Origin of the sequence: Acinetobacter bereziniae (genome assembly GCF_016576965.1) — a bacterium.
GTDB lineage: Bacteria > Pseudomonadota > Gammaproteobacteria > Pseudomonadales > Moraxellaceae > Acinetobacter > Acinetobacter bereziniae.
Genome location: NZ_CP066119.1, coordinates 137,593 through 160,728 on the forward strand (window position 1 = coordinate 137,593; position 23,136 = coordinate 160,728).

General features: G+C 39.1%; 20 protein-coding genes. 8 read left to right on the forward strand and 12 right to left on the reverse strand.

From position 1 onward, the window contains the following. Positions 1-6 precede the first annotated feature (6 nt). Positions 7-588 (reverse strand): DUF805 domain-containing protein, encoded by a 582-nt coding sequence (locus tag I9192_RS00630; RefSeq protein ID WP_005034635.1) that lies wholly within the window; start codon positions 586-588, stop codon positions 7-9. A gap of 293 nt (positions 589-881) precedes the next feature. On the opposite strand from I9192_RS00630, the gene acs reads away from it, so the two are divergent. Both acs and I9192_RS00640 read left to right on the forward strand, forming a co-directional pair. Then, positions 882-2,825 carry an acetate--CoA ligase gene (acs, locus tag I9192_RS00635; protein ID WP_005034634.1) on the forward strand — a complete coding sequence of 648 codons (1,944 nt, stop codon included), beginning with the start codon at positions 882-884 and terminating at the stop codon, positions 2,823-2,825. A gap of 169 nt (positions 2,826-2,994) precedes the next feature. Beyond that, on the forward strand, positions 2,995-4,179 hold the full coding sequence (locus tag I9192_RS00640; RefSeq protein ID WP_005034632.1) for an acyl-CoA dehydrogenase family protein: 1,185 nt from the start codon (positions 2,995-2,997) through the stop codon (positions 4,177-4,179). Between the two features lie 522 nt (positions 4,180-4,701). Here I9192_RS00640 and ampC read toward each other — a convergent pair. The 3 genes from ampC to msuE all read right to left on the reverse strand — a co-directional run bounded on the left by ampC (position 4,702) and on the right by msuE (position 8,085). Beyond that, complete coding sequence (gene ampC / locus I9192_RS00645) at positions 4,702-5,874, reverse strand: class C beta-lactamase (RefSeq protein ID WP_151824134.1); 1,173 nt, start codon at positions 5,872-5,874, stop codon at positions 4,702-4,704. Between the two features lie 309 nt (positions 5,875-6,183). Next, complete coding sequence (gene sfnG / locus I9192_RS00650; protein ID WP_058968593.1) at positions 6,184-7,302, reverse strand: dimethylsulfone monooxygenase SfnG; 1,119 nt, start codon at positions 7,300-7,302, stop codon at positions 6,184-6,186. A gap of 45 nt (positions 7,303-7,347) precedes the next feature. Next, positions 7,348-8,085: an FMN reductase gene (gene msuE, locus I9192_RS00655; protein WP_004832030.1), complete on the reverse strand. Its 738-nt coding sequence runs from the start codon at positions 8,083-8,085 to the stop codon at positions 7,348-7,350. Positions 8,086-8,462: 377 nt separating this feature from the next. On the opposite strand from msuE, the gene I9192_RS00660 reads away from it, so the two are divergent. From I9192_RS00660 to I9192_RS00675, 4 genes are all read left to right on the forward strand, one after another. Further along, the gene (locus I9192_RS00660; protein ID WP_004832028.1) at positions 8,463-9,116 is read left to right on the forward strand and encodes a response regulator; all 654 of its coding nucleotides are present in this window, start codon (positions 8,463-8,465) and stop codon (positions 9,114-9,116) included. A gap of 235 nt (positions 9,117-9,351) precedes the next feature. Continuing rightward, positions 9,352-10,590 carry an MFS transporter gene (locus tag I9192_RS00665; protein ID WP_151812055.1) on the forward strand — a complete coding sequence of 413 codons (1,239 nt, stop codon included), beginning with the start codon at positions 9,352-9,354 and terminating at the stop codon, positions 10,588-10,590. Positions 10,591-10,806: 216 nt separating this feature from the next. After that, positions 10,807-13,206: a YgiQ family radical SAM protein gene (locus I9192_RS00670; RefSeq protein ID WP_005034622.1), complete on the forward strand. Its 2,400-nt coding sequence runs from the start codon at positions 10,807-10,809 to the stop codon at positions 13,204-13,206. Positions 13,207-13,626: 420 nt separating this feature from the next. After that, positions 13,627-14,151, forward strand: coding sequence for a DUF2726 domain-containing protein (locus I9192_RS00675; protein WP_004832023.1), 525 nt, complete (start codon positions 13,627-13,629; stop codon positions 14,149-14,151). A gap of 48 nt (positions 14,152-14,199) precedes the next feature. Here I9192_RS00675 and I9192_RS00680 read toward each other — a convergent pair whose 3' ends face one another. The 7 genes from I9192_RS00680 to argS form a co-directional block, all read right to left on the reverse strand. Next, on the reverse strand, positions 14,200-14,562 hold the full coding sequence (locus I9192_RS00680; protein WP_004832022.1) for a RidA family protein: 363 nt from the start codon (positions 14,560-14,562) through the stop codon (positions 14,200-14,202). 68 nt (positions 14,563-14,630) lie between these two features. Then, positions 14,631-14,840: a hypothetical protein gene (locus I9192_RS00685; RefSeq protein ID WP_151805067.1), complete on the reverse strand. Its 210-nt coding sequence runs from the start codon at positions 14,838-14,840 to the stop codon at positions 14,631-14,633. A gap of 65 nt (positions 14,841-14,905) precedes the next feature. Beyond that, positions 14,906-16,318, reverse strand: coding sequence for a cell envelope integrity protein CreD (gene creD, locus I9192_RS00690; RefSeq protein ID WP_200150047.1), 1,413 nt, complete (start codon positions 16,316-16,318; stop codon positions 14,906-14,908). A gap of 116 nt (positions 16,319-16,434) precedes the next feature. Then, on the reverse strand, positions 16,435-17,895 hold the full coding sequence (gene creC / locus I9192_RS00695; protein WP_200150048.1) for a two-component system sensor histidine kinase CreC: 1,461 nt from the start codon (positions 17,893-17,895) through the stop codon (positions 16,435-16,437). 3 nt (positions 17,896-17,898) lie between these two features. Then, positions 17,899-18,618 (reverse strand): two-component system response regulator CreB, encoded by a 720-nt coding sequence (gene creB, locus I9192_RS00700; protein ID WP_200150049.1) that lies wholly within the window; start codon positions 18,616-18,618, stop codon positions 17,899-17,901. A gap of 452 nt (positions 18,619-19,070) precedes the next feature. Next, on the reverse strand, positions 19,071-19,670 hold the full coding sequence (locus tag I9192_RS00705; RefSeq protein ID WP_046759693.1) for an SPOR domain-containing protein: 600 nt from the start codon (positions 19,668-19,670) through the stop codon (positions 19,071-19,073). 88 nt (positions 19,671-19,758) lie between these two features. Next, positions 19,759-21,549 carry an arginine--tRNA ligase gene (gene argS, locus I9192_RS00710; protein WP_200150050.1) on the reverse strand — a complete coding sequence of 597 codons (1,791 nt, stop codon included), beginning with the start codon at positions 21,547-21,549 and terminating at the stop codon, positions 19,759-19,761. Positions 21,550-21,743: 194 nt separating this feature from the next. Between argS and I9192_RS00715 the strand changes: the two genes are divergently transcribed. Then, a complete protein-coding gene (locus I9192_RS00715) occupies positions 21,744-22,163 on the forward strand; it encodes a hypothetical protein (protein WP_200150051.1) in 420 nt (139 codons plus the stop codon). A 57-nt stretch (positions 22,164-22,220) separates the two neighbouring features. Then, a complete protein-coding gene (locus tag I9192_RS00720) occupies positions 22,221-22,490 on the forward strand; it encodes a DUF2798 domain-containing protein (RefSeq protein WP_004832008.1) in 270 nt (89 codons plus the stop codon). Positions 22,491-22,503: 13 nt separating this feature from the next. Here the strand turns inward: I9192_RS00720 and I9192_RS00725 are convergent, their stop codons facing one another. Beyond that, positions 22,504-23,097 (reverse strand): hypothetical protein, encoded by a 594-nt coding sequence (locus I9192_RS00725; protein ID WP_004832007.1) that lies wholly within the window; start codon positions 23,095-23,097, stop codon positions 22,504-22,506. Between the last annotated feature and the right edge of the window lie 39 nt (positions 23,098-23,136).

The window sequence follows — 23,136 nt, forward strand, 5'->3', positions numbered from 1 at the left end:
TCCGCTTTAAAAATATTCAGTACTCTTTTGAATGATCGTAGTGGGACTGCCAATTTCTCCTGTACCTACCATAAAAGACACGATACTGGTGGATGCAAATAATCCAATCACAAAACTAATGATCATCAACCAAGCGAGTAATTTTTCAATGAATGCAGATGGGCGGGGATGACCGAAACGGTTGGCTTTGCTGCAACCACGTGCAAAGAGCAAATAAAATGCCATAAAAAACTGTATGATTGGAATCAAACACAGCACTATCCACCAACCTGATTTATTGCGATCATGAAGTCGACGAATCACCACCACGAACATGAAATATAAATATGTGCAGCTCAATAAGATATAACTCATTTGACTGAGTGTAGAAAGAGAATGGATGGCATTTTGGCTGAAATGCATTGAATCCAAATTCAAAATTCCCAGCATCACACTTAGACTCAACAGTGCAAAAGTAAAAAACAGCTGTAAGATCCCGAACCAAGCAATATAACTCAAACGATTAAAACGACCGTGTATCGATAGTGGATGATCAGTTTGTGGTATGACCTGTTTTGAGAAAAATGAAGAGGATTGTTGTGTTTGCATGATGATTGTGTCCAGTTGAAGAAATTCAGTAAGGAAATGTTTTTTTCTGAAAAAAACCATATGCACTTATCACCACAAATTATAAGATCAAAAAAGCGACATAGATATTGAAAATTCGAATGTTTTGGCAAATGACTTAACATTTTCCGATGGTTAAAGTGACCCCTGTGTCTACGACCAAAGCACAATTGTTAATCAAAATGCGCTATCGTAATACTGAACACATGCAGCAAATAAAATCAATAACGTAGGCATACATCTCGTGATGAGATGACAGATCAAGGAAGCAGAATATGAACGAAATATATCCAGTTCCAGAACAATTTGTAAAAACCGCAAGAACCAATGAACAAGAGTATTTTGACCGTTATCAACAGTCAGTGGAGCATCCAGACGAGTTTTGGGCAGAAGCAGCAAAAAAACTGGATTGGATCAAACCATTTACTCAAGTTAAAAATACCAATTTTGACAAAGATCATTTTAAGATTGAATGGTTTGCGGATGGTGAATTGAATGTCAGTGCCAACTGTTTAGATCGTCACCTCAAAGAGCATCCACTTAAACCTGCAATCATCTGGGAAGGTGATCATCCATCACGACATAAAATTATTTCTTTTGAAGAGCTGCATGATGAAGTCTGTCGTTTTGCCAATGTATTGAAAAAAAATGGGATAACCAAAGGTGATCGGGTCATTTTGTATATGCCGATGATTCCCGAAGCTGCAATCGCGATGTTGGCATGTGCACGTATAGGGGCGGTGCATTGTGTGGTTTTTGGAGGATTCTCTCCTGACTCTCTTGCCAGCCGAATTGATGACAGTCAAGCCAAATTAGTCATTACCGCTGATCAGGGAATGCGTGGCGGAAAAACTATTCCATTGAAAGAAAATGTGGATGCTGCCTTGACTTTTGCGGGGACCAGTTCTGTTGAAAAAATGATTGTCGTCCATCGTACTGGGCACCCTATTCAGATGAAAGAGGGACGTGATTTGTGGTATCACATGGAAATTATGACGGTGACAGACATCTGCCCGCCAGAAGCCATGAACGCCGAAGATCCTTTATTTATCTTATATACTTCAGGTTCCACAGGAAAACCGAAAGGTGTTTTACATACTACAGGGGGTTACCTGACTTATGTGAATTCAACCTTTAGAGAAGTATTTGATATTAAGCAAGATGATGTGTTCTGGTGTACTGCTGATGTCGGATGGATTACAGGTCATTCTTATGTGCTTTATGGACCACTCTCTAACGGTACTACCACAGTAATGTCTGAGGGAATTCCACAATATCCAACTTGGGCACGTACTGGACATATAGTCGATAAGCATAATATTACGATTCTCTATACCGCACCGACAGCAATTCGCGCCATGATGCGTGAGGGTGATGCATTCGTTCGTGAGAGTGACCGCAGTAGTTTGCGTTTATTGGGCTCAGTAGGTGAACCAATAAATCCTGAAGCTTGGAATTGGTATTATACCGTAGTGGGTGAAAGCCGTTGTCCGATTGTCGATACATGGTGGCAAACCGAAACAGGCGGAATTTTAATTTCACCATTGCCAGGCGCAACTGCACTAAAACCAGGTTCTGCAACACGTCCTTTATTTGGAATACAACCTGCGCTGGTTGATGCAGAAGGTCAGGAACTGCAAGGAGCGGCTGAAGGGAACTTGATTATCAAAGGTTCTTGGCCGGGGCAAATGCGCACCATTTGGGGAGATCCTGAGCGATTTATTGAAGCCTATTTCTCAACCTATCCTGGAAGTTATTTCACAGGTGATGGTGCACGACGGGATAAAGATGGTTATTACTGGATTACTGGGCGCGTCGATGATGTATTGAATGTTTCAGGTCATCGTTTAGGTACGGCTGAAATTGAAAGTGCGTTGGTAGCGCATGAAAAAGTTGCTGAATCTGCCGTAGTGGGTATGCCTCATGAGATCAAGGGGCAAGGAATTGCAGCTTACGTCACCTTACAAGCGGGCGAGGCTGAAACAGAAGAATTGCGTAAAGAACTGGTCAATTGGGTTCGTAAAGTATTGGGACCTGTCGCAACACCAGATGCCATTTATTGGGCACCGGCTTTACCAAAGACCCGTTCAGGTAAGATTATGCGTCGGATTTTAAGAAAAATTGCTGCCAATGAATTAGACAGTTTAGGCGATACTTCGACTTTGGCGGATCCAAGTGTAGTGGATCAATTGATTACAGAAGTCAAAGCTCACACTTGATCAAGCTCGCGAGTAGCTTTTGGTTAGGCTAAAGTTTGATACCGTCAGCTCAATACTGGCGGTATTTTTTAAGTGTTATTTTCAAAGGATCGAATAAGTAACGCAAGCATTGTGATAAGGTCATCTTGCTTGATCTGCTAAGCTCAATAAATTGGATATAAGAGTTAAAATGATGAATGCACCACAATCTGCTTTAAATCTTTCGGCTTTGGATATTGCAAAAGAACTGGCAAAGCAATTTGCACAAACAGCAGCTGAGCGAGACAAAGCAGGAGGCAATCCGAAGTTTGAACGTGATTTGATCCGCAAAAGTGGTTTATTGAGCCTGGCTATTCCACAACAATATGGTGGGCAAGGCGCAGATTGGAAGACAATTTTTCAGACGGTTCAAACCATCGCACAAGTCGATAGTTCCTTAGCACATGTCTATGCTTTTCATCATTTATTAATCGCCACCGTTCAACTCTTTGCCCAACCTGAGCAATATCAGCAATGGTTTGAGCAAACTGCGCAGCAGCATTTGTTTTGGGGTAACACGCTCAATCCTTTAGATAAACGAACCACTGTTCAACAAGTGTCTGAACAGGAATTTATTTTTCATGGTGATAAAAGTTTCTGTTCAGGTTCTATAGATTCAGATATTTTACTGTGTTCTGGTTTTAATGCTGCTGATCAGTTACTGATTGCTGTGATTCCAACCCAACGAGAAGGAGTAAGCTTTTTAGGGGATTGGAACAATATGGGACAACGTCAGACAGACAGTGGAACTAGCCATTTTGAACAAGTGAAAGTATATAAAGATGAGTTGCTTTTAAATCCTGGACCATTAAGTACGCCGTATTCAAGTTTACGCCCACTGATTGCTCAATTGATTTTTGTGCATCTTTTCCTAGGTGTCGCAGAAGGTGCATTTGAAGTCGCTCGACAATCGATACAAACACAAAAAGCATGGTCAAAATCTTTGGCTGAGCAAGCGATACATGATCCGTATATCCAAAAGCATTTTGCTGATTTTTATGTCCAGCTACAAAGCGTACGCTTACTGATAGAGCAGGCAGTTGAAGCATTGCAAGCGGCTTGGAATATTGGTGAAGATTTAACTGAACAGCAACGGGGTCAGGTGTCAATCGCGATTGCGACTGCAAAAATTGCTGCTACGAATAGCTCACTATTCGTGACCCAAAATATTTTTCAAGTTTTGGGTGCGCGTGCAACCACAGCACAATTGAATTTAGACCGTTTTTGGCGAAATGTACGCACACAAACTTTACATGATCCAATCGACTATAAATATCAAGAGGTTGGGGACTGGGTGTTGACAGGAAAAGTCCCTAATCCTAGTTTTTATTCTTGAGCAAGCTCAGCCATTTCATTTGTCTATGTGACCAAACTTAGATATAGTCAAACCACCTGATTATTCATACAAGTGATTTATCTTCAAACAAGCATATGCTTTTTATATGGATTTTTGAAAGTTTTGTATAAACAGTTTTTTGTATTTTTGATTCTCAGACAGTCTTGCTATCGTGAGGCGACATGGATGTCGCCATGTTGAGCGGGGGTATATGAGCAAAAACAAAGCACTGCTTTGTTTGCAGCGCAAGAACCCTTTTAAACGAAAGATTTTTGTCATCTTTTTATCTCTGAAAAGTGAAGCATCGCCTACGCAAACCGATTTAAACTATAGATCTAAAGCGTGGCATTGCAAGCTTTAGATTATCAAACAATATATTTATCATATTGAATTTATTGGTCTAAAAATTATATTTACTGTATTTTTTTTCAAAAAATTGACTACAGGTAAGAAGCTGAGACAGCATAAGCTTTGAATCGCTGAGAGGTACATGGCGTACCTCACTTCGACAATCAACAAAGGTTAAGGATGAGATGTCTGTTTCAAGGTATTCAATACTTCATAAGCGGCTTGAATACGTTCGGCATTTGCAATTCTTTTATTCATCAGCATGACCAAGCCAAATTTTTCCGCAGGAATATAAATCAGATAGGTTCCAAAACCATTTGTTGATCCTGTTTTATGGAATACTCTTGCCCCTGATTTGACCAGTGTTTTTTCAACTGGGTTTGATTGCATCACCACACGGTCAGAGTTGCTTTCTAATAATGTTTCTAAGCTTGCTGGATAGTCGAAAGTTTCCCATCCAAGTGCTTGGGTCATCCCTCCCATTTTAAAGTAACCGATATGCGTTCCTTGAATTGCAGGTCGAATGGATGCCTTCGCTTGATCTGGATTTAAGTTCAATTTTAAGAACTGTAGTAGATCAGGAAGGTTTGATTTCACCCCATAGGCTTGAGCATCGAAAGGTCCCGGATTAACTCGAATTGGGCGATTGTTTTGATCATAGCCAAAAGCATAATTAGTTTGCTGCGCTTTTGGGACGTTGACATAACTATGTTGGAGCTGAAGTTGAGGAAAGAGAACTCGCTCTAATAATGTGCTAAACGGCATGTTCATGGCTTTTGCTGTAGCTTCGCCAAATAGCCCTATACTGGGGTTTGAATATTGTCTAAATTGACCAACGGGTTGATTGACCTTCCAATCTTGAAAGTATTTAAGCGTTTGTGCATCGGTTTTGATTTGATCAGGAAATTGTAATGGCAGATTACCCGTGGTGTAGGTTGCCAACTGCAAAAGTGTGACTTTATTAATTTCTGAATTTTTTAATGCAGATAAATATTTTCCTGGATGGTCTTGAAGTGATAGTTTAGATAAACTTTGCGCATAACTGCCCGCCGTTGCAGTAAACAGTTTACTCACAGAGCCTAATTCAAACAGGGTACTTTTATTGACTGATTTCTTGTCAGCAAGTGATTGTACACCATAGTATTTTTCATAACTTTTGCCTTGGTACAGTACTCCAATTGCCATCCCGGGTACTGCATATTTTTGCATTAAGGGCTGAAATGCCTGAGTCATTGCATTTTCAACCTTCGCAGTGGTTATTTGCTGATTGGCATTTACATAAGTCGTCAGTCCCATGCTACTGATCAGGACGTAAAAGATCGTTTTTGTTTTCTTTAAAAGAGCCATAACCACTTATTCCAATCTATACAGGCAAAAAAAGATTATTTTAATGTGGATTAGAGATTTTCCAAGATCAAGCTTGTTGAGTATATGTATGTCGATATAGATACTTGAAGCAAAATAGATGATTAAAACAAATCAATCGGTGAAGAACGATATTTTATAGCTGATTGGGCTGTTCATACTGAACGACCATGAAACTTTAGCGATGTCAAAAAAAATCCCTCAAGCCGAGTCATGAGGGATAAGCTGCAAAAATTTGTTTTAGTTGTTTATTGTTGTTTTCTACGGCACAAACTCTGGCGCTAGAAATGATCAGGCTGATTTCGCAGTAATTTGCGCTTTTTGAGTTTCTTCTAGTTGACGTACCAAAGGCAGCACTTTTTCTCCAAAATATTCAACTTCCTCAATAAAATGTAAAAAGCCCGAAAGTATGAGGTCGACGCCCACACTTTTTAACTCAACGATTCGTTCAGCAATCTGTTGCGGTGTGCCAATCAAATTGGTCTTAAAGCCATCGTTATATTGCACCAAGTCTTCAAAAGTTGATTTTGCCCAGTTGCCTTCACCCTCTTTAGAGGCGGCACCTGCTTCACGTGTTGCATCACCAAAAGCATTGACTGCTTCAACATTGGCTTGATCAATAATTTCTTGTAACACTGCTTTGGCTTCTTGCTCTGTATCACGGGCAATAATAAAAGCATTGACCCCAATTTTTACTGAATGACCATTCAGCTTGGCTTTTTCTCGAATATCATCAATTTGCTTTTTTAATTCTTCAGGAGTATTGCCATTGGTAAAATACCAATCAGATACACGAGATGCCATATCACGTGCTGCACGAGAACTTCCTCCCTGAAACACTTCAATATGCGGTTTTTGCAAAGGTTTTGGTTTTAAGGTGTAGTCTTTAAACTGATAATATTTGCCATCGAAACTATAGTTATCTGTAGTCCATATTCCTTTTAAAGTTCGAATAAATTCTTCAGAACGGACATAGCGCTCATCATGTTCAGGCCATGGTTCACCGATGGCATCAAACTCACCACGAAACCAACCGCTCACCACATTAATGGCAATACGACCATTAGTCAGATAGTCGATCGTTGCCAATTGTTTGGCCGCTAAAACAGGTTTCCATGGACCAGGTAGGATTGCAGCAATCACTTTTAATTTGTCCGTCTTCGCCAATAAAGCATGGCTAAAACTTACAGACTCATGTTGATTTTCAGCGCCATAGCCTGCGGTGAAACGAATTTGGGTGAGGGCATATTCGAAACCACTTTTTTCAGCCGCTTGTGCTAAGCGGACATTATAGTCATAGCTCCAGTCGGTACGTTGTTCAATATTACTGACCACTAAACCACCGCTGACATTGGGCACCCAATATGCAAACTTAATGGCTGGATTATGGTGTGATGAAAACTGTGACATAACATGACCCTCTATTTTTTATTATCTGCGGCTACGAGGTTGCAATTAAGCAACCTGTGATTGTGGTGATTTGGATTTTGCATGAAGACGGTTTTCTGCTGCATCCAAGTTTGGGATTGCAGCTGAAGGCAGTACCTCATCTTGCTCGATTTGTTTGTTAATCCCTAAGTTTTGATTGGCTTGTTCCGTCTTAGCTTTGACAACCTCAGCACGTTGCCCTTTTGCAGGAGCCCATTCCAAAATTGGCAATGCGCGTGCAACAGCCAAAGTAATACGATCTTGAATATGTTCACTCTTGATGGTGTATTCAGGCGTGAAATCACGATCGGTTGCATAGACGCCAATCGGTAGGGTTTGGGCTTGGAAAAAGCTAAATAATGGACGAAGCTGATGTTCCAATACCAATGCATGGCGATCGCTTCCGCCTGAAGCAGCCAGTAATACCGGCACATCCACCAGTGCTGTTTGTTCAACAAAGTCAAAGAAATGTTTAAATAAACCTGTGAAAGATGCACGATAAACTGGTGTGCCGACGATCAAGGCATCTGCTGCTTCGACGGCTGCTAAATCATCTTGTACACGTTGTGGAAGCTGATTACGGTAAATTGCACCACCCAGTAAATGACCAATTTCACTGAATTTAATAAAATGCACATTGATCGGAGTTGCTTGACCGAGCTCATCTAAAATGGCTTGAACTAAACTTTCTGTTTTTGAAGGGTTATTTAAGCCCCCTGATACAGCAACAATATTTAAGGGTTTTTGTTGAGTATAAATAGACATGTTGGCAACCTAATAAATTGAATCTCGAAATGCCATTCATTTATCTATATTCAGTGAGATTGGTAAAATAATGAAAAACAGATTGGTTATCAGTTTTTGAGATATACAGGAAAATGCTTCATTTTAAGGAGAAGATATAGTCTAAATTGCTGAACTTATTTGATATTATTTATTTGGATAAGCAATTCATTTTTAGATGTTTATTTTATATTTAAAAGTGATATTTAAATCTGTATTTTGAGAAATAACCGAAAAAGAGTAGGGAATTCTCATTAAAGCACACAAATAATTCAAAAATTCGTTAATATTAACGTATCTTAAATAGCAATAGTGCGGTTAGAATAAAAGAACTGTGCTAGAGATCTCTCACTTCGCTTATGAATATTTTAATCGTTGATGATCATCCACTGTTTCGCCATGCGTTAATTCAGGCGGTTCGTTATAGTTTGCCACAAGCTCAAATCAGTGAAACTGCGGCTGTTAATGAGTTCTACGAGCGTTTGGAAAATGGTCCTGAACCAGATTTAGTCTTATTGGATTTAAATTTACCTGGTGCATCGGGTTTCTCTGCATTGGTCCATGTTCGTGCACAGTATCCTGCGATTCCAATTATTGTGGTATCAGCCCACGAAGAAGCATCGATTATTCAGCGTGCGATTGCGCACGGTGCAATGGGTTATATTCCGAAGTCTGCGCATCCAAGCCATATTGGGGAAGCAATTCGCCAAGTATTAGAAGGCGAAATTTGGTTGCCGCCAAATTTACCGACTGCGAATATGAATTTTGACCCTCGTGCTGCAGATGAAACAGCTTTGGCAGAGCGTATCCAATCTCTAACGCCACAGCAATTCCGTGTCTTAATGATGGTTGCCGAAGGTTTGCTGAATAAACAAATCGCATATGAACTGGATGTTTCTGAAGCGACGATTAAAGCGCATGTGACTGCAATATTCCGTAAGTTGGGTGTACAAAATCGTACTCAAGCTGTCTTGGCAATCAATGCGCTGAACATCGAAGAGAAAAAAGTTTAAGGTTTTTCTGATGATTCAGTGAACATTAGAAAAGTCTCTAAAATTATGAGAAGAGTGTATTAAAAATATGCTCTTTTTTATATTTTAAAATTCATTTTTAAGTTTTATTTTTATAAAATTTAGTTTGTTATCGGTATTTTATTCTTTGCTAAACAAGGAATGAATCTCCGATAATTTTTTCACTTTTATCAATTATTCAAAATAGGCGTATACTGATCAGACATGAGGAAAAACTATGTCTGATGCATCTGAATCTACAGCGTACATTGAGTATGGTACTCGTCCCTTTCTGGCGATTTTGCTGTCACTATTTCTAGCAGGGTTTGCGGTATTTTCATCATTGTATTGTGTTCAGCCGATGATGCCTTTTCTGGCAAAATTCTTTCATGTGACCCCTACACATAGCAGTTTCCCACTTTCATTTTCCACCATTACATTGGCTTTGGGGCTTTTGTTTGCAGGGTTAATCTCAGATCGTTATGGTCGTAAACAGATCATGGCGATTTCTTTGTTTTCAACAGCCACTTTATTATTAATTAGCTCATTACTACCATATTGGGAAATCTTTCTTGCCACACGAATGCTGATTGGTCTGGCGGTGAGTGGAGTTGCATCAGTAGCGATGACCTATATTGGCGAAGAAATCGCACAAAAAGATGTTGGCTTTGCAATGGGTTTGTATATTTCAGGTACTGCGATTGGTGGTATGAGTGGGCGCTTAATCGCAGGCGTTTTACTGGATTATATTTCATGGCAAACAGCTACTATGATTATTGGCATACTCAATTTATTGATCGCCATCACTTTCTATGTTGCACTCCCTGCGTCCAAACACTTTAAATCTTATCCGATTCAATTCTCTCGCTTTATCGAATCGTTCAAGAAAAACCTCTCTGATGCAAAATTAAGATTCCTATTCATCGAAGGTTTTATTTTGATGGGTTGCTTTGTCACTGTGTTTAATTACATGAGCTATCATCTTTTAGAAAAACCTTTTGAGTTGTCTCAGACGTGGATTGGCTTGATTTCGATCGCTTATTTATCAGGTATTTATAGCTCACCACGTGCAGCTGGCTGGAGTCGTCGATTTGGACGTGCAAAAGTTTTGATTGCCATGTTTTGTAGTATGGCGCTAGGTTTGTGGGTGATGTTCATTCCATCTTTATGGACTGTGTTAATTGGGTTATTTATTTTCACCTTTTCATTTTTTGCGGCACATTCCACCTCAAGCAGTTGGGTATCTATACAGTCTTTACAATATCGTGCAGTCGGTTCCTCGCTGTATTTGTTTTGCTACTATCTCGGTTCAAGCCTGTTGGGCAGTGGTAGTGGCTTGATTTGGGAAAAATATGGCTGGTCGGGTTTAACCGTGAGCATAACTGTTGTGCTGGGTATTGGGTTATTGGTCGCGCTAAAATTAAATCAAATGCAGAAGCAAACTGACTCAGATTCGACAAAGCTTGAATCGAACTAAATTGCCCTGAGCTTTTATTGATTGATTCACGATCCTCATTTAAAACAGTTTATTCATTTCATTTTGACATTTGAATGAAATGAAAATAGAGAAATCACTGCTAAAAATAAAATGTTTACTTTTTAATCAAGCAACATGAGCAAAATTCATGGTAAAATGATTGGCTTTCATCTTAGATCTCTCCCGATCGCCAACCGCCAATCGAGAAAACTTACCATGTCGACCGCTTATACTGCTCAGACCGCGCCTGTTGCGTTGTTTGATTATGACAAATATTGGGCATCGTGCTTTGAACCAGCACCTTTTTTGCCCATGTCTCGCGAAGAAATGGATCAACTCGGTTGGGACAGTTGTGACTTTATTTTAGTGTGTGGGGATGCATATATTGACCATCCTTCATTCTGCTCAGGGATTATTGGTCGAACACTTGAAGCGCAAGGTTTCCGTGTTGGCATTATTGCTCAACCCGATTGGACATCTGCCGAAGCCTTTAAAGTTCTAGGTAAACCAAATATTGCTTGGGGTGTTACAGCAGGCAATATGGACTCGATGATCAATCGCTATACAGCAGATCGTAAGATTCGTTCAGATGATGCTTATTCTCCAGACAATGTGCCGAATAAACGTCCCGATCGTGCTGCAACGGTGTATTGCCAACGTTGTCGTGAAGCATTTCCGGATGTACCAGTATTGTTGGGCGGTATCGAAGCGTCTTTACGCCGTATCGCCCATTATGATTATTGGTCAGACAAAGTCCGCCGTTCAGTGTTGATGGACTCCAAAGCGGATTTATTGATGTATGGTAATGGTGAACGCTCTATTGTTGAAGTGATGCATCGCCTTGCCAAAGGTCAAAAAATTCATGAAATTACCGATGTTCGTGGCACAGCATTCATCGTCAATAAGAGCAATCGTGCTTCAAAAGCCAAATTTGTTGAAATTGCATCCAATGATGTGGATTCAATTGGGCGAGTTGATCCGATCATCAACCCGTATGTGATGACCGAAGATTTGGATGGATGTGAGATTGAGCAGAATAAAGGCAATTCTTTAAGCCAATATCAAAATTTCCAAAAAGAATTGGTTGCCAATCCTGTGGTACGTGAAGGCGATCATCTGGATGAAAATACTCAAATTGTACGTTTACAGCCTGCTTCAAAGGCGATTAAACATAAATTACCACCGCGCGAGCTGGCGGTAATTCGTTTACCTGCTTTTGAAGAGGTGGCAGAAGATCCTGTGTTGTATGCACACGCAAACCGTATTTTACACTTGGAAACCAATCCGGGAAATGCGCGTGCCTTGGTGCAAAAACATGGTGAACGTGATGTTTGGCTGAATGCGCCACCGATTCCATTGACCACTGAAGAAATGGACTATGTGTTTGATTTGCCTTATGCACGTCTACCACATCCTGCTTATGGCAATGCACGCTTCCCAGCCTTCGACATGATTAAATTCTCCGTGAATATTATGCGTGGCTGTTTTGGCGGTTGTACTTTCTGTTCAATTACTGAGCATGAAGGGCGAATTATTCAAAACCGTTCTGAAGAGTCAATTTTGCGTGAAGTCGAAAAGATTCGTGATACAGCACCTGGCTTCACAGGCATTATTTCTGATCTCGGTGGTCCAACGGCAAATATGTACCGTTTGCATTGTAAAGATCCAGAAATTGAAAAAAATTGCCGTAAACCTTCCTGTGTTTATCCGGGTGTATGTCAAAATTTACATACTGATCATGCGCCTCTAACACAGTTATATCGCAAAGCCCGTGCAATCAAAGGCATTAAAAAAATTCTGATTGGTTCAGGTTTACGCTATGATCTTGCTGTATTAAATCCTGAATATGTCAAAGAGCTGGTTCAACATCATGTGGGCGGGTATTTGAAAATTGCCCCTGAGCATACCGAAAAAGGTCCATTGTCGAAGATGATGAAACCCGGAATCGGAACTTATGACCGCTTTAAGCAGATGTTTGATCGTTTTAGTAAGGAAGCGGGTAAAGAACAATATCTTATTCCTTATTTTATTGCTGCGCATCCAGGAACTACAGATTATGACATGATGAATCTGGCGATCTGGCTCAAGAAAAATGGTTTCCGTGCCGATCAGGTTCAGACTTTCTATCCATCACCAATGGCAACAGCGACAACCATGTACCATACCAACAAAAATCCGTTGGCGAAGGTGGCGCGTTATACTGAAAATGTCGATATTGTCAAAGGTGAAAAGCGTCGTCGCTTACATAAAGCATTCTTACGTTATCATGATCCAAATAACTGGCCTTTATTACGTGATGCCTTACGTGAAATGGGGCGTGCTGATTTGATTGGCAACTCTAAACAGCATTTGATCCCAACCTATCAACCGCAAGGTACGGATGGTCAGTATCAATCTGCACGTAAGAAGAACTCAACATTGGCAGGTGATTCACAAAAGCGTACGGGTGAAAATACTGCACGTACTCAGTCACGACATGCCAATCAGCCAAATCGTCCACAAAAAGGGCAAGTGTTGACACAACATACAGGTTTGCCACCGCGTGAAACAGGGGATCGTAAAAAACCGTTTGGTGGAAACAGTAAAGGAAAATCTAAGCCGAAAAGTAGAGCTTAAGTTTTAGTGAGTGTTCAAGAGGGTGCGAAAGCACCCTCTTTAAATTCAAATTGAATAATTAAAATACAAAACTGTGGATAACTTTGCTTAAACTGTTGAAAAATTTTGTGTACGAAAAGTACACAAATTCTGGTTTTAATTGTCCTACAATCAAACTAAAGTTTTATCGGATTTAGTTGTATTCGTAATAGATACAAGGTATAAAAGCCATAAATCAATTCATTTATTTGTAGGAATAAATGAGGAAAATAAATAATAGTTCAACAAATATTTTAAAACTGTGATATGAGTTGTTATTTTTTAAATTAAGCAAATTTATATCTCATATGTGACGTTGAACTGAGAGTAAAAAAGTATCTTTAGATACACAAGAACTGGTCTTATTTGACCAAATTATAATAAAGAATTAGGAAATGAAATATGGACATATTGATTGTTGCGAGTTTGATACTATTTGCCGCTGTGATTGCGATTGCTTATAAAGGATTGAAAAATAAGCAGCAAGTTGATAGTGCTCTGCGTAGAAGAGCAGTATTTAATTCACATGAACAGATTACTTTTACTCGACTAAAAGAAATTTTACCTGAAGCTAATATTTTGGCTCATGTGTCTTTTGATGCATTGTTAACAACAAAATATTTACACACACGTCGTAAATATCAGCAAATGTTTGCAGATTTTGTTGTATTGGACAAAGACTGTAAAGTTTTGGCTGTGATTGCTTTAGAAGATATCAATGCAATTAAACGTGCTCACCAAAATACCTATAAAGATGCATTGTTACAATCTGCAGGCTACAGAGTGATTCGTTATCTCGGTATTCCTGAATATCAGGATTTGCGTGAAGATTTTTTAAGTGAGTTCGCTGAAATGAGTCATTCACACGTGCTCGAGGAACAACTGTTGGGGAAGTTTGATCTTTATTCTAATCGTGTATATGGTTAATAAAAAATGCATGTCTCAGCATGCATTTTTAAATGTTCAAATTAATTTCTACAATGATTCAGGTTTTACCGCAACTACCGTCATCTCCACCAAAACATCAGGTCGATAAAGTTTTGCTTCCACACAAGTTCTTGGAAGTGCTTCAATATCAGAACACCAAGCATCCCAAACTTCATTCATTGCTGCATAATCATTTTCAATATCTTTCAAAAAGATCATCACAGACATGATGTGGCTTTTGTCTGTTCCTGCATCTGCAAGAAAACGGTCAATCATATCTAAAGTCTGCTGAGTCTGTCCTTTAATATCTAAGGTTAAATCTGTTGCCAATTGACCTGCCAAATGGACTAAATTGCCTGAAATCGCAATTTCAGAAAAGCGCTTTTCTACATGCAAACGTTGTACAGTCATGATCACTCTCAAATCTTGTTTATGGGCTAAATTTTACGTGATCAAGATACATCTGCAAACCAACTTTGTTATGAGTGCGTAAATGCATCTATGCGAATTAAAGTTTTATGTTTAAAAACGATAAAACAATCGTACTCAGGGCAAATAATCAGGCTACCTAAGTTCAAAAACTGAATTTTTGCGATGCGTAATTGATTTAAGCAAAACGCAACTGATGATTGTAAAGGGCAAAGTTGCTGTAGTTGTTCTGGCGCATTTTGTTTAATAAAAAGATTCATGACCATCTCGATGAATTTAAAACGATGATTAAGCAGTGAATGAATAGACATTCACTGCATGGCAATTAAGATTGAGGAGGGATGTAGGATTTAAGCGCTCGCTCAGGCTTATTGTTGATTTGATACCAATCGATGTGACGTGTAAGGAACATGACGACCGCGAGTAATACAAATGAAATGATCGAACCGATCAAGAAGGTCTTGCCTGAGGAATGCAATAACAGATACATCACAGCGTAGAGTGAACTGAGGATCACACCGAATAAGGCAGCAGCTTTAAAACCTTTCATCACATAGAACAAATACCATGTCATGAGACCAACACAGGCAACTCCTGCGACAAAGTAAGCCCATGCAAAGGCATAGTATTCACTGATAGAAAGCAGTAGGACAAAGAAAAGACCTTGTGCGATTGCCACCAAAGAATATTGAATTGGATGAATACGAAGGCTTTTAAGCACCTCAAATAAGAAGAAACAACCAAAGGTAATGATGATAATCACGACACCATATTTAATTGCTCGATCTGTTTGAGTATAAACATTGACGGATTCTAAAAATTCGGTTGATAAACCAATTCGTTGACTTTGCTCAACGTCATAGGCATTTTCTTGAGTGTAATAGCCTTGGCTGAATTGGCGAATGCAATCACTGGTGTCACATTCAATCAATTTGCTGATGTTTTGCTGACCCAGTGCAATGTTTTTCCATTGTGCCGTAAATTGTTGATGGGTACTGGTTTTAGCAAAGGGTAAATTTTGTCCTGAATACTTGATGTCCGCCCAGTTACCTTTGGCTTGATAACTGACACTACGGCTGGTGGGAACCAAGCTAAACTTGCCAAGACCTGTGATATTGGTGGCTAAATCAAAAGAAAAACCATTTTGAATCGCATTGATTAATTCAGGATAATTTTTTGTAGAAATACGCATAAAGTCAAAACCAGAAGCATCACTGCCTTTGGGACTCATTTCAAAAGTATAATTCTTATTGAGTATTTTTAACGTGGGTTGCGTGTCTAAACCTCGTGGATCATGTACAGGAAACATGATCTCAGCACGATTCCATTGATAGTCTTTATTTTCCAGTGTCGGCTTTTGAAAAATGCCTTTAGCGGTTAAATTTGCAGTATAGCTAATTGCTCGGTAGATGGTGCGTTTATAGGCATCATCAGAAACCTTAAAATCAGCAGTCCATTGTGTGCTGTCTGCACTGATGTATACCCATTGTTCTTCTGTACAGGAATATGCGACTTTTTTGTCGTCCAAACAGGTTTTGATTTCGGTATAGGGCACACGAATATAAGGTGAAATAACAGTTTGTGGGCTGATGTTGTTTTGTGAGATTTCTCTGAGAAAAGCTTGTTGGTATCCCTGTCGTTCTGACACCAAAGTGCTAATGAAGAGTAGACCTATCCAAAACAGCGCAATCAAAATGGCAATTGCAATAATTTTAAAGGTGAGAAAATTGGATCGCATACGGTGTTCCTGAGCCGTTGTTTTTATTAGGTTCAGTATGCGAAGCCGAAATGTGTTTTGTTTGAGCTGACCTTGTGTTTTATGTGAAGTTTAGGTGAATATTCAAATCTTTGTGGTTAAAGTAAAATCTTGACCAATACGCCTTGTTGATGAGATTGCAGAATTGGAATCTGATTTTCCTCGATATTTAATATGTTAATCTGACCATGATGTTGTTCAATGACTTGCTGAACAATACTGAGTCCAATACCCGAACTACGTTGTTGGCTGATTGGTCGAGGAAGTGAAAAGTATGTATCAAAAACTTGTGTAAGCGCATAGTCAGGAATCCATACACCTTCATTAAAGATATTTAATTCAATATGTTGATGTGCTTGCCGATGTAGTTGAATCAGAATCTTTGCCGAATCCTGAGAAAAATCCAAAGCATTGTCTAAAATATTGCCAAGCGTTTGTTGAAGCCAAAAACGATCTGCATGAATCATACAATCGGCTTCAATATCTAATAAACATTGAATTTTTTTAGCCTGCATTTGACTGGCGTGCCGATCTAAAGTCTGATGGATTAATTCAGACAAATTAAAATTTTGAATCTCAATTTGATGCCTCGATTTTTCCAAGCGAGTCAGTAACAGCATACGGTCAATCAAGCTCTGCAAACGCTGGCTTTGTTCATGAATATGTGTAGCAAAATTTTGTTGATCAGTTAAAGGCAAATCTTCTTTAAGCAACTCAGCACTGGCTTGGATCGCAGTTAAAGGGCTTTTTAGCTCATGTGTCAGGGTGTTGACGTAGTGTTCGACATAAGCGCGATCTTCCAGTTTTTCTCGCATATCTTCCACGGCTTGAGCAACTTGATTGAGTTCTTTGGCGGAGCGAAAATGCGGAGTTTGGTTGACAGGTGCCAGCGCTTGAGCATACTTACGCACACGATCAATACTATGTTTAAGCCAATAAGCCACTAGGCTGGCTAAAAATAAACTCAACAACGTAATCCATATGGCTTGGCGGATCAGTTGATTTTCAGCACGTTGAATGTAAGGTTGTACGGATATATTGGGCTTTCCGATGCTGACCACTCCAATCAACTTTTGTTGTTGATCAATTTGATAATAGATAGGTGCAGCAATAAACATGGTGCTACTGTTACTATCTTCCTCATAACTTCGGGTTGAACGAACACCATATTTGCCTCTTAATGTCAGGTAGACATCATTCCATTTTGAATAGTCCTGTCCTGTTGCAATGCCTTGTGAATCATAAATCACTATGCCTTTTTGATCAGTGATATAAATTTGTTGATTGATTTCATTCTTATTGTGTTGCCAAATATTGGCGTTGATTTTTCGATTGAGCGCATTTTGAATTTTATCATCAAACTGGGCAGTTCCAACCTTATTTTCATAGACATCTTCTGCAACCAGCATAGCAATAATATTGGCATTTTCCGCAAGTGTATCTTCGACAACCTGTCGTACATTGGGCTTTACTTGCTGATTAAAGGTATAAGACATAAACCATAAACCGAGCAAGATAATTAACCCGAAGAAGAACCAAATACGGATAAATATCGACATGCTTTAGTCCAGCCTTTTCAGGCTATAGCCGAAGCCACGGTGAGTTTCAATTGGATCTTGTTCAGCAGATATTTGTTTGAGTTTATTGCGTATACTCTTGATATGAGTGTCAACAGTTCGATCTAAGCTATGCTCAGGATGTTCCCAAACTTGATCCATCAATTGTTGTCGGCTAAATACTTGTTCAGGATGTTGAATCAACAGTTTGAGTAAACGATATTCATAACGTGTTAATTGCAGTATGGTGCCTAAGTATTGAATCTGGAAAGACTCATCATTGCATTGCCATGTTTGGGAATGTTTAGATATTAAATGTGGCGTTATGGGGGTATTTTGTTGGAGCTGATTTTGAATCTCCATTCTGCGCCAAATGGCTTTAATTCTGGAGACAATTTCTCTTGAGCTAAACGGTTTAGTGCAATAGTCATCTGCGCCAATCTCTAAACCAATAATTCGATCAATTTCGTCATCACGTGCTGTCAAAAACAACAGCGGTGTGTGGTTGAAATGGCGAATTCTTTTACACACATCAAAGCCATTTAAATCTGGTAAACCAATATCTAAAATAATAAAGTCGAAGGGTTGTTGTTGAATATAATCAATGGCTTGTAGACCAGAATTTGCCCAAGTGACATGCCACTCTTCACGCTCAAGTGCATAGCGTAATGGCATAAGTATCGCTGCATCATCTTCAACGCATAAAATCTGCTTTTTATGATTCATTGCAATTAAATATTTATCATCTCGTGTTGAGTGTACTGAAATTGAAATATTTAGGCGAATGAATTTTAAGTGAAGTTTAGATGAAGATTTTTTATGGAAAGAGAGGAATGATGATCGTTAGATAAGTTCATGAGAAAAATAAACATTTACCCATACCAAGCTCTGAGCGCCCTGTAATATTCGGATTTGATCGTCACGCCAACTACAGGACAGCAAATCAAAAGTATTGGTGACTTTTGATCTCTCTGCGGATACATGGGTAATGTATTGCGGGAGGTAGATTACTCTAATTTTGATCAACTTGGGTAAATATTTAGTCGAATTATATTTTTTTGAGTAAAAAATAGACGAATAATTTAAACAGATTGAATAGATAAAATTTGAATTTAAAAACAGAATGTCAATGCATCCTGTTTTTAATAAATAGCTTAGTTCAATGATAGAGAAAACAATTAACGTTTAACCACAATCGAATCTATTCCACTATGTTGTAAGGTTTGCTGAGCGATGACTGCGGCATTCTGTGATTCATATGGACCAGAAATCACACGATACCAAGTTTTGCCACCCTCAGTACTTTGTACAACATCAGCAGATAAACCATTTAAAATGATTTCGGCACGTCGAGCATCTGCGGCATCGGGATCATCATAACTACGAACTTGTAAGATGTATTCAGGTTGAGCAGGTGCTGTTCTTTCAGCGTTGACACCGACATCAACATTGTCAGTTTGAGTTTGAGAAGGTGCTTCAACAATAACGGGTTGCTGCTGATTTTTATTCTCTGGAACCGCTTGTTCAGGAATCGGCGTCACTTGTTGTTGTGGCAACAAATCATAAAAGCGATAGTCTTTGTTGGTATCTTCTTGATAATGTTCAGACGTAATTTCATTTCGAGGTTGAACAGGCGCCCACGGTTTCCAGAGCATCAGAGCGACACCAAAACTTAACACGATTAAAATGACCACAAGCATCCCTAACCATTTAGGAATCAATGGTTGTTTAGGTTTGGTTGGTCTTTCAGACACACCGCGTTGCGTTTTTCCAAACACGAGAAATCCTCTTATTATTTATTGTTTAACATCGCGTTCAAGCATAGTTTCGCTTGAGCGCGATGTAAAGTAATGATTTATTGCTGACTTACATGCTTTCAGGTGCAGAAACACCAAGCAGTTCTAAACCATTACGAAGAACTTGCTGAACATTGGCAGAAAGCAATAAACGTGCTTGCGTCAATTCAGCATCATCACCTAAAACTTTATTCTCGTTGTACCAACCATGGAATAAAGCTGCAAGTTCTTTCAAGTAGTTACCCACTTGATGCGGTTCATAATTGTTTGCTGCACGAATAATCACTTCAGGGTATGCCGCAAGTTTCGCTAAAATCTCAGCCTCTGCTTCAAGTTCTAATTTTGCAGCAAATTGACGCGCACTTTCAGGATCAAATTGAATATTTGTTGTTGCCGCTTTTTCTAACATACGGCAAATACGAGCATGTGCATATTGAATATAATACACCGCATTGTCTTTGCTTTGTGATACAGCCAAATCTAAGTCAAAATCAATGTGTTGTTCAGATTTGCGCATAACATAATAGAAACGTGCTGCATCATTTCCAACTTCTTTACGAAGATCTCGTAAAGTCACAAATTGACCAGAGCGAGATGACATTTGTACCATCTCACCACCGCGCCATAAGCTTACAAACTGGACCAATAACACGGTGAGTTTTGATGAGTCATAACCCATTGCATCAATGGCTGCTTTTACACGTGAAATGTAACCGTGGTGGTCTGAGCCCCAAATATCAATTAGGTCAGTATAACCACGTTGTAATTTATTCAAATGATAAGCAATGTCAGAGGCAAAATACGTGGTTTGCCCATTACGACGTTTTACAACACGATCTTTTTCATCACCAAATTCAGTCGATTTAAACCAGATGTTGCCATCTTTTTCATAAAGATAGCCACGTTGATCTAAAGTTTGTAGGGCTTCGTCAATTTTATCAGTCAACGATGCTTCACTAAACCACTGATTGAAAGTAACACCGAACTCACCAAGGTCATCTTTAATGTCATCTAAAATGGCATGTAATGCAGCTTGATGGAACACACGATAGCCTTCACCAACCAATGTTTGTGAGTTATGAATCAAGCCATCGATATGCTTTTCTTTATCGCCTGAAAGCACAACTTTATTGCCATCTGCATCCAACTCCTCAGCGTATTGAACGTCTTCTGGAACATCTTTATAGATATCAGCAACATCACGCACATAAGCATTACCATCTTTATCGATAATGCTTTGAGCAATTTCTTTAACGTAATCGCCTTGATAGGCATTTTTTGGGAAAACTAAAGTTTGCCCAGTCAATTCTAAGTAACGTAAATAAGTAGAGGTCGCAAGGATGTCCATTTGACGTCCTGCATCGTTGACATAATATTCACGATCAACTTTAGCACCCGTTGCTTCGAGTAATGTAGCAACAGTCATCCCGTAAGCTGCACCACGACCATGACCCACATGCAGGCTAGACGTTGGGTTGGCAGAAACGAATTCAACTTGAATCTTTTTAGCTGCATTGGCTTGGGTTTTACCAAACAGATCTTTTTGTGCTTGAATTTGATCAAGTACAGCAAAGCGTTGATCTGCATTGAGGAAGAAGTTGATAAAACCAGGTCCTGCAATTTCAGCTTTTGCTATATCTACCACTTCTGGGAGCTTTGCTAAAATTTTCTCAGCAAGATCACGTGGTTTCATACCCGCAACTTTTGCACCCATCATGGCAATGTTTGATGCGAAATCACCGTGGCTTCGGTCCTTGGTTCGCGTTAAAACACTTGTGTTTTTCCAGTCAGATGGAAGAGTCCCTTCAGCTTGTAGGGATTGCACTGCATGATCAAGAGCTGCTTGTATGGCCGTATTCATAATCTATAGAGAAATAAATGTCGCAGAAAAACGCTAAATATAGCAAATTTTGAGCCTTTTAGGTGAATGCATTTGTATAGAATAAAACTTATTCAATCAGAAAGATCGTAGCCTGAGATATTTGATCTATTCTCGAGCTTTATATGATCAACTGACAGCCTAGATAGATCTTCTTTAAAAAAGGATAACAAAAGATGTTTGTGAGCTTTTTGGATCAATTTGATCATCAGAAAATGAAAAAAGAGCAAATTATTCGGTTGTTTAGTCAAGTCCAAGCGCAAAATCTTGAATTTTCAAACTCAGGCTATTTTGCTCTGGATATTCCAAATCAAGGACAAATCATTCTGTTATTTTGGTTTGTTGACAGCAAGCACTTAATCTTGCGCTATGACAAAAATATCCCTACCGCACAACAAGGCGAATCTTGGTTAACTTGTAATGAACAAATGAATTCGAAATTTTTTGATATTGGCGACGATACTTGGCTGCCTTTAAACACAATCATTTTTTTAGCGTCTGCTTTAAATAGCATAGCCATGTTCTACGATGGAGCGATGCGCTTACCTAATGAAACAAAGTGGCAAAATGTGTTGGATGTAATGTGGAATGATTGATTGTTTCACCCACCTGAAAAGCATAAAATTGTCATGTTTATTCAATTTTGAGTCCTCATGTCAAATATTCCTCCCACGATTATCGGAAATATTCCAAAACTCCCTGCAAAATTTGCTGCATGGATCATGCCTTTTTTCTTATCCTGTTTAATGAGTGGCATGGTGTCATTGATCAATATGTTCATTAATGTGGGTCTAGTGGATGGTTTTTTGGCAAAATGGTTTTCGGCATGGATGGTTTCGTGGGCCGTGGCATATCCAGTGGTATTGGTTGTTTTGCCGTTAGTGCGTCGACTCACAGCTGTTTTTGTGGATATGCCTAAATAATTTAGTCGGATGCTTACATGCAACTAACAGGTTTGCTGAGCAATTCAGCATGACCATTGTTAAAGGTGTAAAGTTTAGAATTATTAAAAATCTTAATCACTTTAGCCTTACTGAGCGCAGCTTGGAAACTTGGCATTTTTTTCGCATTGACCAGATCAAAAGGATTGCCATAATTTTTATTGTCGATTAAAAACTGAACTTGTCCTGCTTGGGGATCATGTGCTTTAAGTAATTCCTTAGCATCTTTATCTTCAATACTAAATCCAGATTTTTGCGAAGGAATTTTGCAGTTTAGACGTAAATACAAAATATTGCCGTCAGCAGATTTGTTTTGTAGGGTATAAATTCCTTGTAAATCGTTTTCAATATAGACCCATTGTCCAGTGGGCATATTGAGTTTCATTTGTTCAAGCTTTTCTAAGGTTGCTTTACTGACATCGACTACGCCTTGTTTATCGACTTCTGGAACTTTTGCTTCGCCTAGACCAACCAAGCTTTTCACTTTTTCAGTGGTTTTGGAAACACCAGAAGATACTTTTTTGGCTGTTTGACAACCTGTGCAGATGACTGCAGTGCTTAGTAGAAGTATAAAAATATTTGTGTTCATTGTTATTGGTTTTGCTTCATTCAATTAAGGACAACATAA

Coding starts and splice junctions, on each gene's coding strand:
- I9192_RS00725 (WP_004832007.1), bottom strand. CDS start 23,097: ATGAACACAAATATTTTTATACTTCTACTAAGCACTGCAGTCATCTGC.
- sfnG (WP_058968593.1), bottom strand. CDS start 7,302: ATGTCACAGTTTTCATCACACCATAATCCAGCCATTAAGTTTGCATAT.
- argS (WP_200150050.1), bottom strand. CDS start 21,549: ATGAATACGGCCATACAAGCAGCTCTTGATCATGCAGTGCAATCCCTA.
- I9192_RS00680 (WP_004832022.1), bottom strand. CDS start 14,562: ATGACTGTACAACGTTTGCATGTAGAAAAGCGCTTTTCTGAAATTGCG.
- I9192_RS00715 (WP_200150051.1), top strand. CDS start 21,744: ATGTTTGTGAGCTTTTTGGATCAATTTGATCATCAGAAAATGAAAAAA.
- I9192_RS00660 (WP_004832028.1), top strand. CDS start 8,463: ATGAATATTTTAATCGTTGATGATCATCCACTGTTTCGCCATGCGTTA.
- I9192_RS00630 (WP_005034635.1), bottom strand. CDS start 588: ATGCAAACACAACAATCCTCTTCATTTTTCTCAAAACAGGTCATACCA.
- I9192_RS00675 (WP_004832023.1), top strand. CDS start 13,627: ATGGACATATTGATTGTTGCGAGTTTGATACTATTTGCCGCTGTGATT.
- creC (WP_200150048.1), bottom strand. CDS start 17,895: ATGTCGATATTTATCCGTATTTGGTTCTTCTTCGGGTTAATTATCTTG.
- I9192_RS00665 (WP_151812055.1), top strand. CDS start 9,352: ATGTCTGATGCATCTGAATCTACAGCGTACATTGAGTATGGTACTCGT.
- I9192_RS00685 (WP_151805067.1), bottom strand. CDS start 14,840: ATGAATCTTTTTATTAAACAAAATGCGCCAGAACAACTACAGCAACTT.
- creB (WP_200150049.1), bottom strand. CDS start 18,618: ATGAATCATAAAAAGCAGATTTTATGCGTTGAAGATGATGCAGCGATA.
- I9192_RS00640 (WP_005034632.1), top strand. CDS start 2,995: ATGATGAATGCACCACAATCTGCTTTAAATCTTTCGGCTTTGGATATT.
- ampC (WP_151824134.1), bottom strand. CDS start 5,874: ATGGCTCTTTTAAAGAAAACAAAAACGATCTTTTACGTCCTGATCAGT.
- creD (WP_200150047.1), bottom strand. CDS start 16,318: ATGCGATCCAATTTTCTCACCTTTAAAATTATTGCAATTGCCATTTTG.
- I9192_RS00670 (WP_005034622.1), top strand. CDS start 10,807: ATGTCGACCGCTTATACTGCTCAGACCGCGCCTGTTGCGTTGTTTGAT.
- I9192_RS00720 (WP_004832008.1), top strand. CDS start 22,221: ATGTCAAATATTCCTCCCACGATTATCGGAAATATTCCAAAACTCCCT.
- acs (WP_005034634.1), top strand. CDS start 882: ATGAACGAAATATATCCAGTTCCAGAACAATTTGTAAAAACCGCAAGA.
- msuE (WP_004832030.1), bottom strand. CDS start 8,085: ATGTCTATTTATACTCAACAAAAACCCTTAAATATTGTTGCTGTATCA.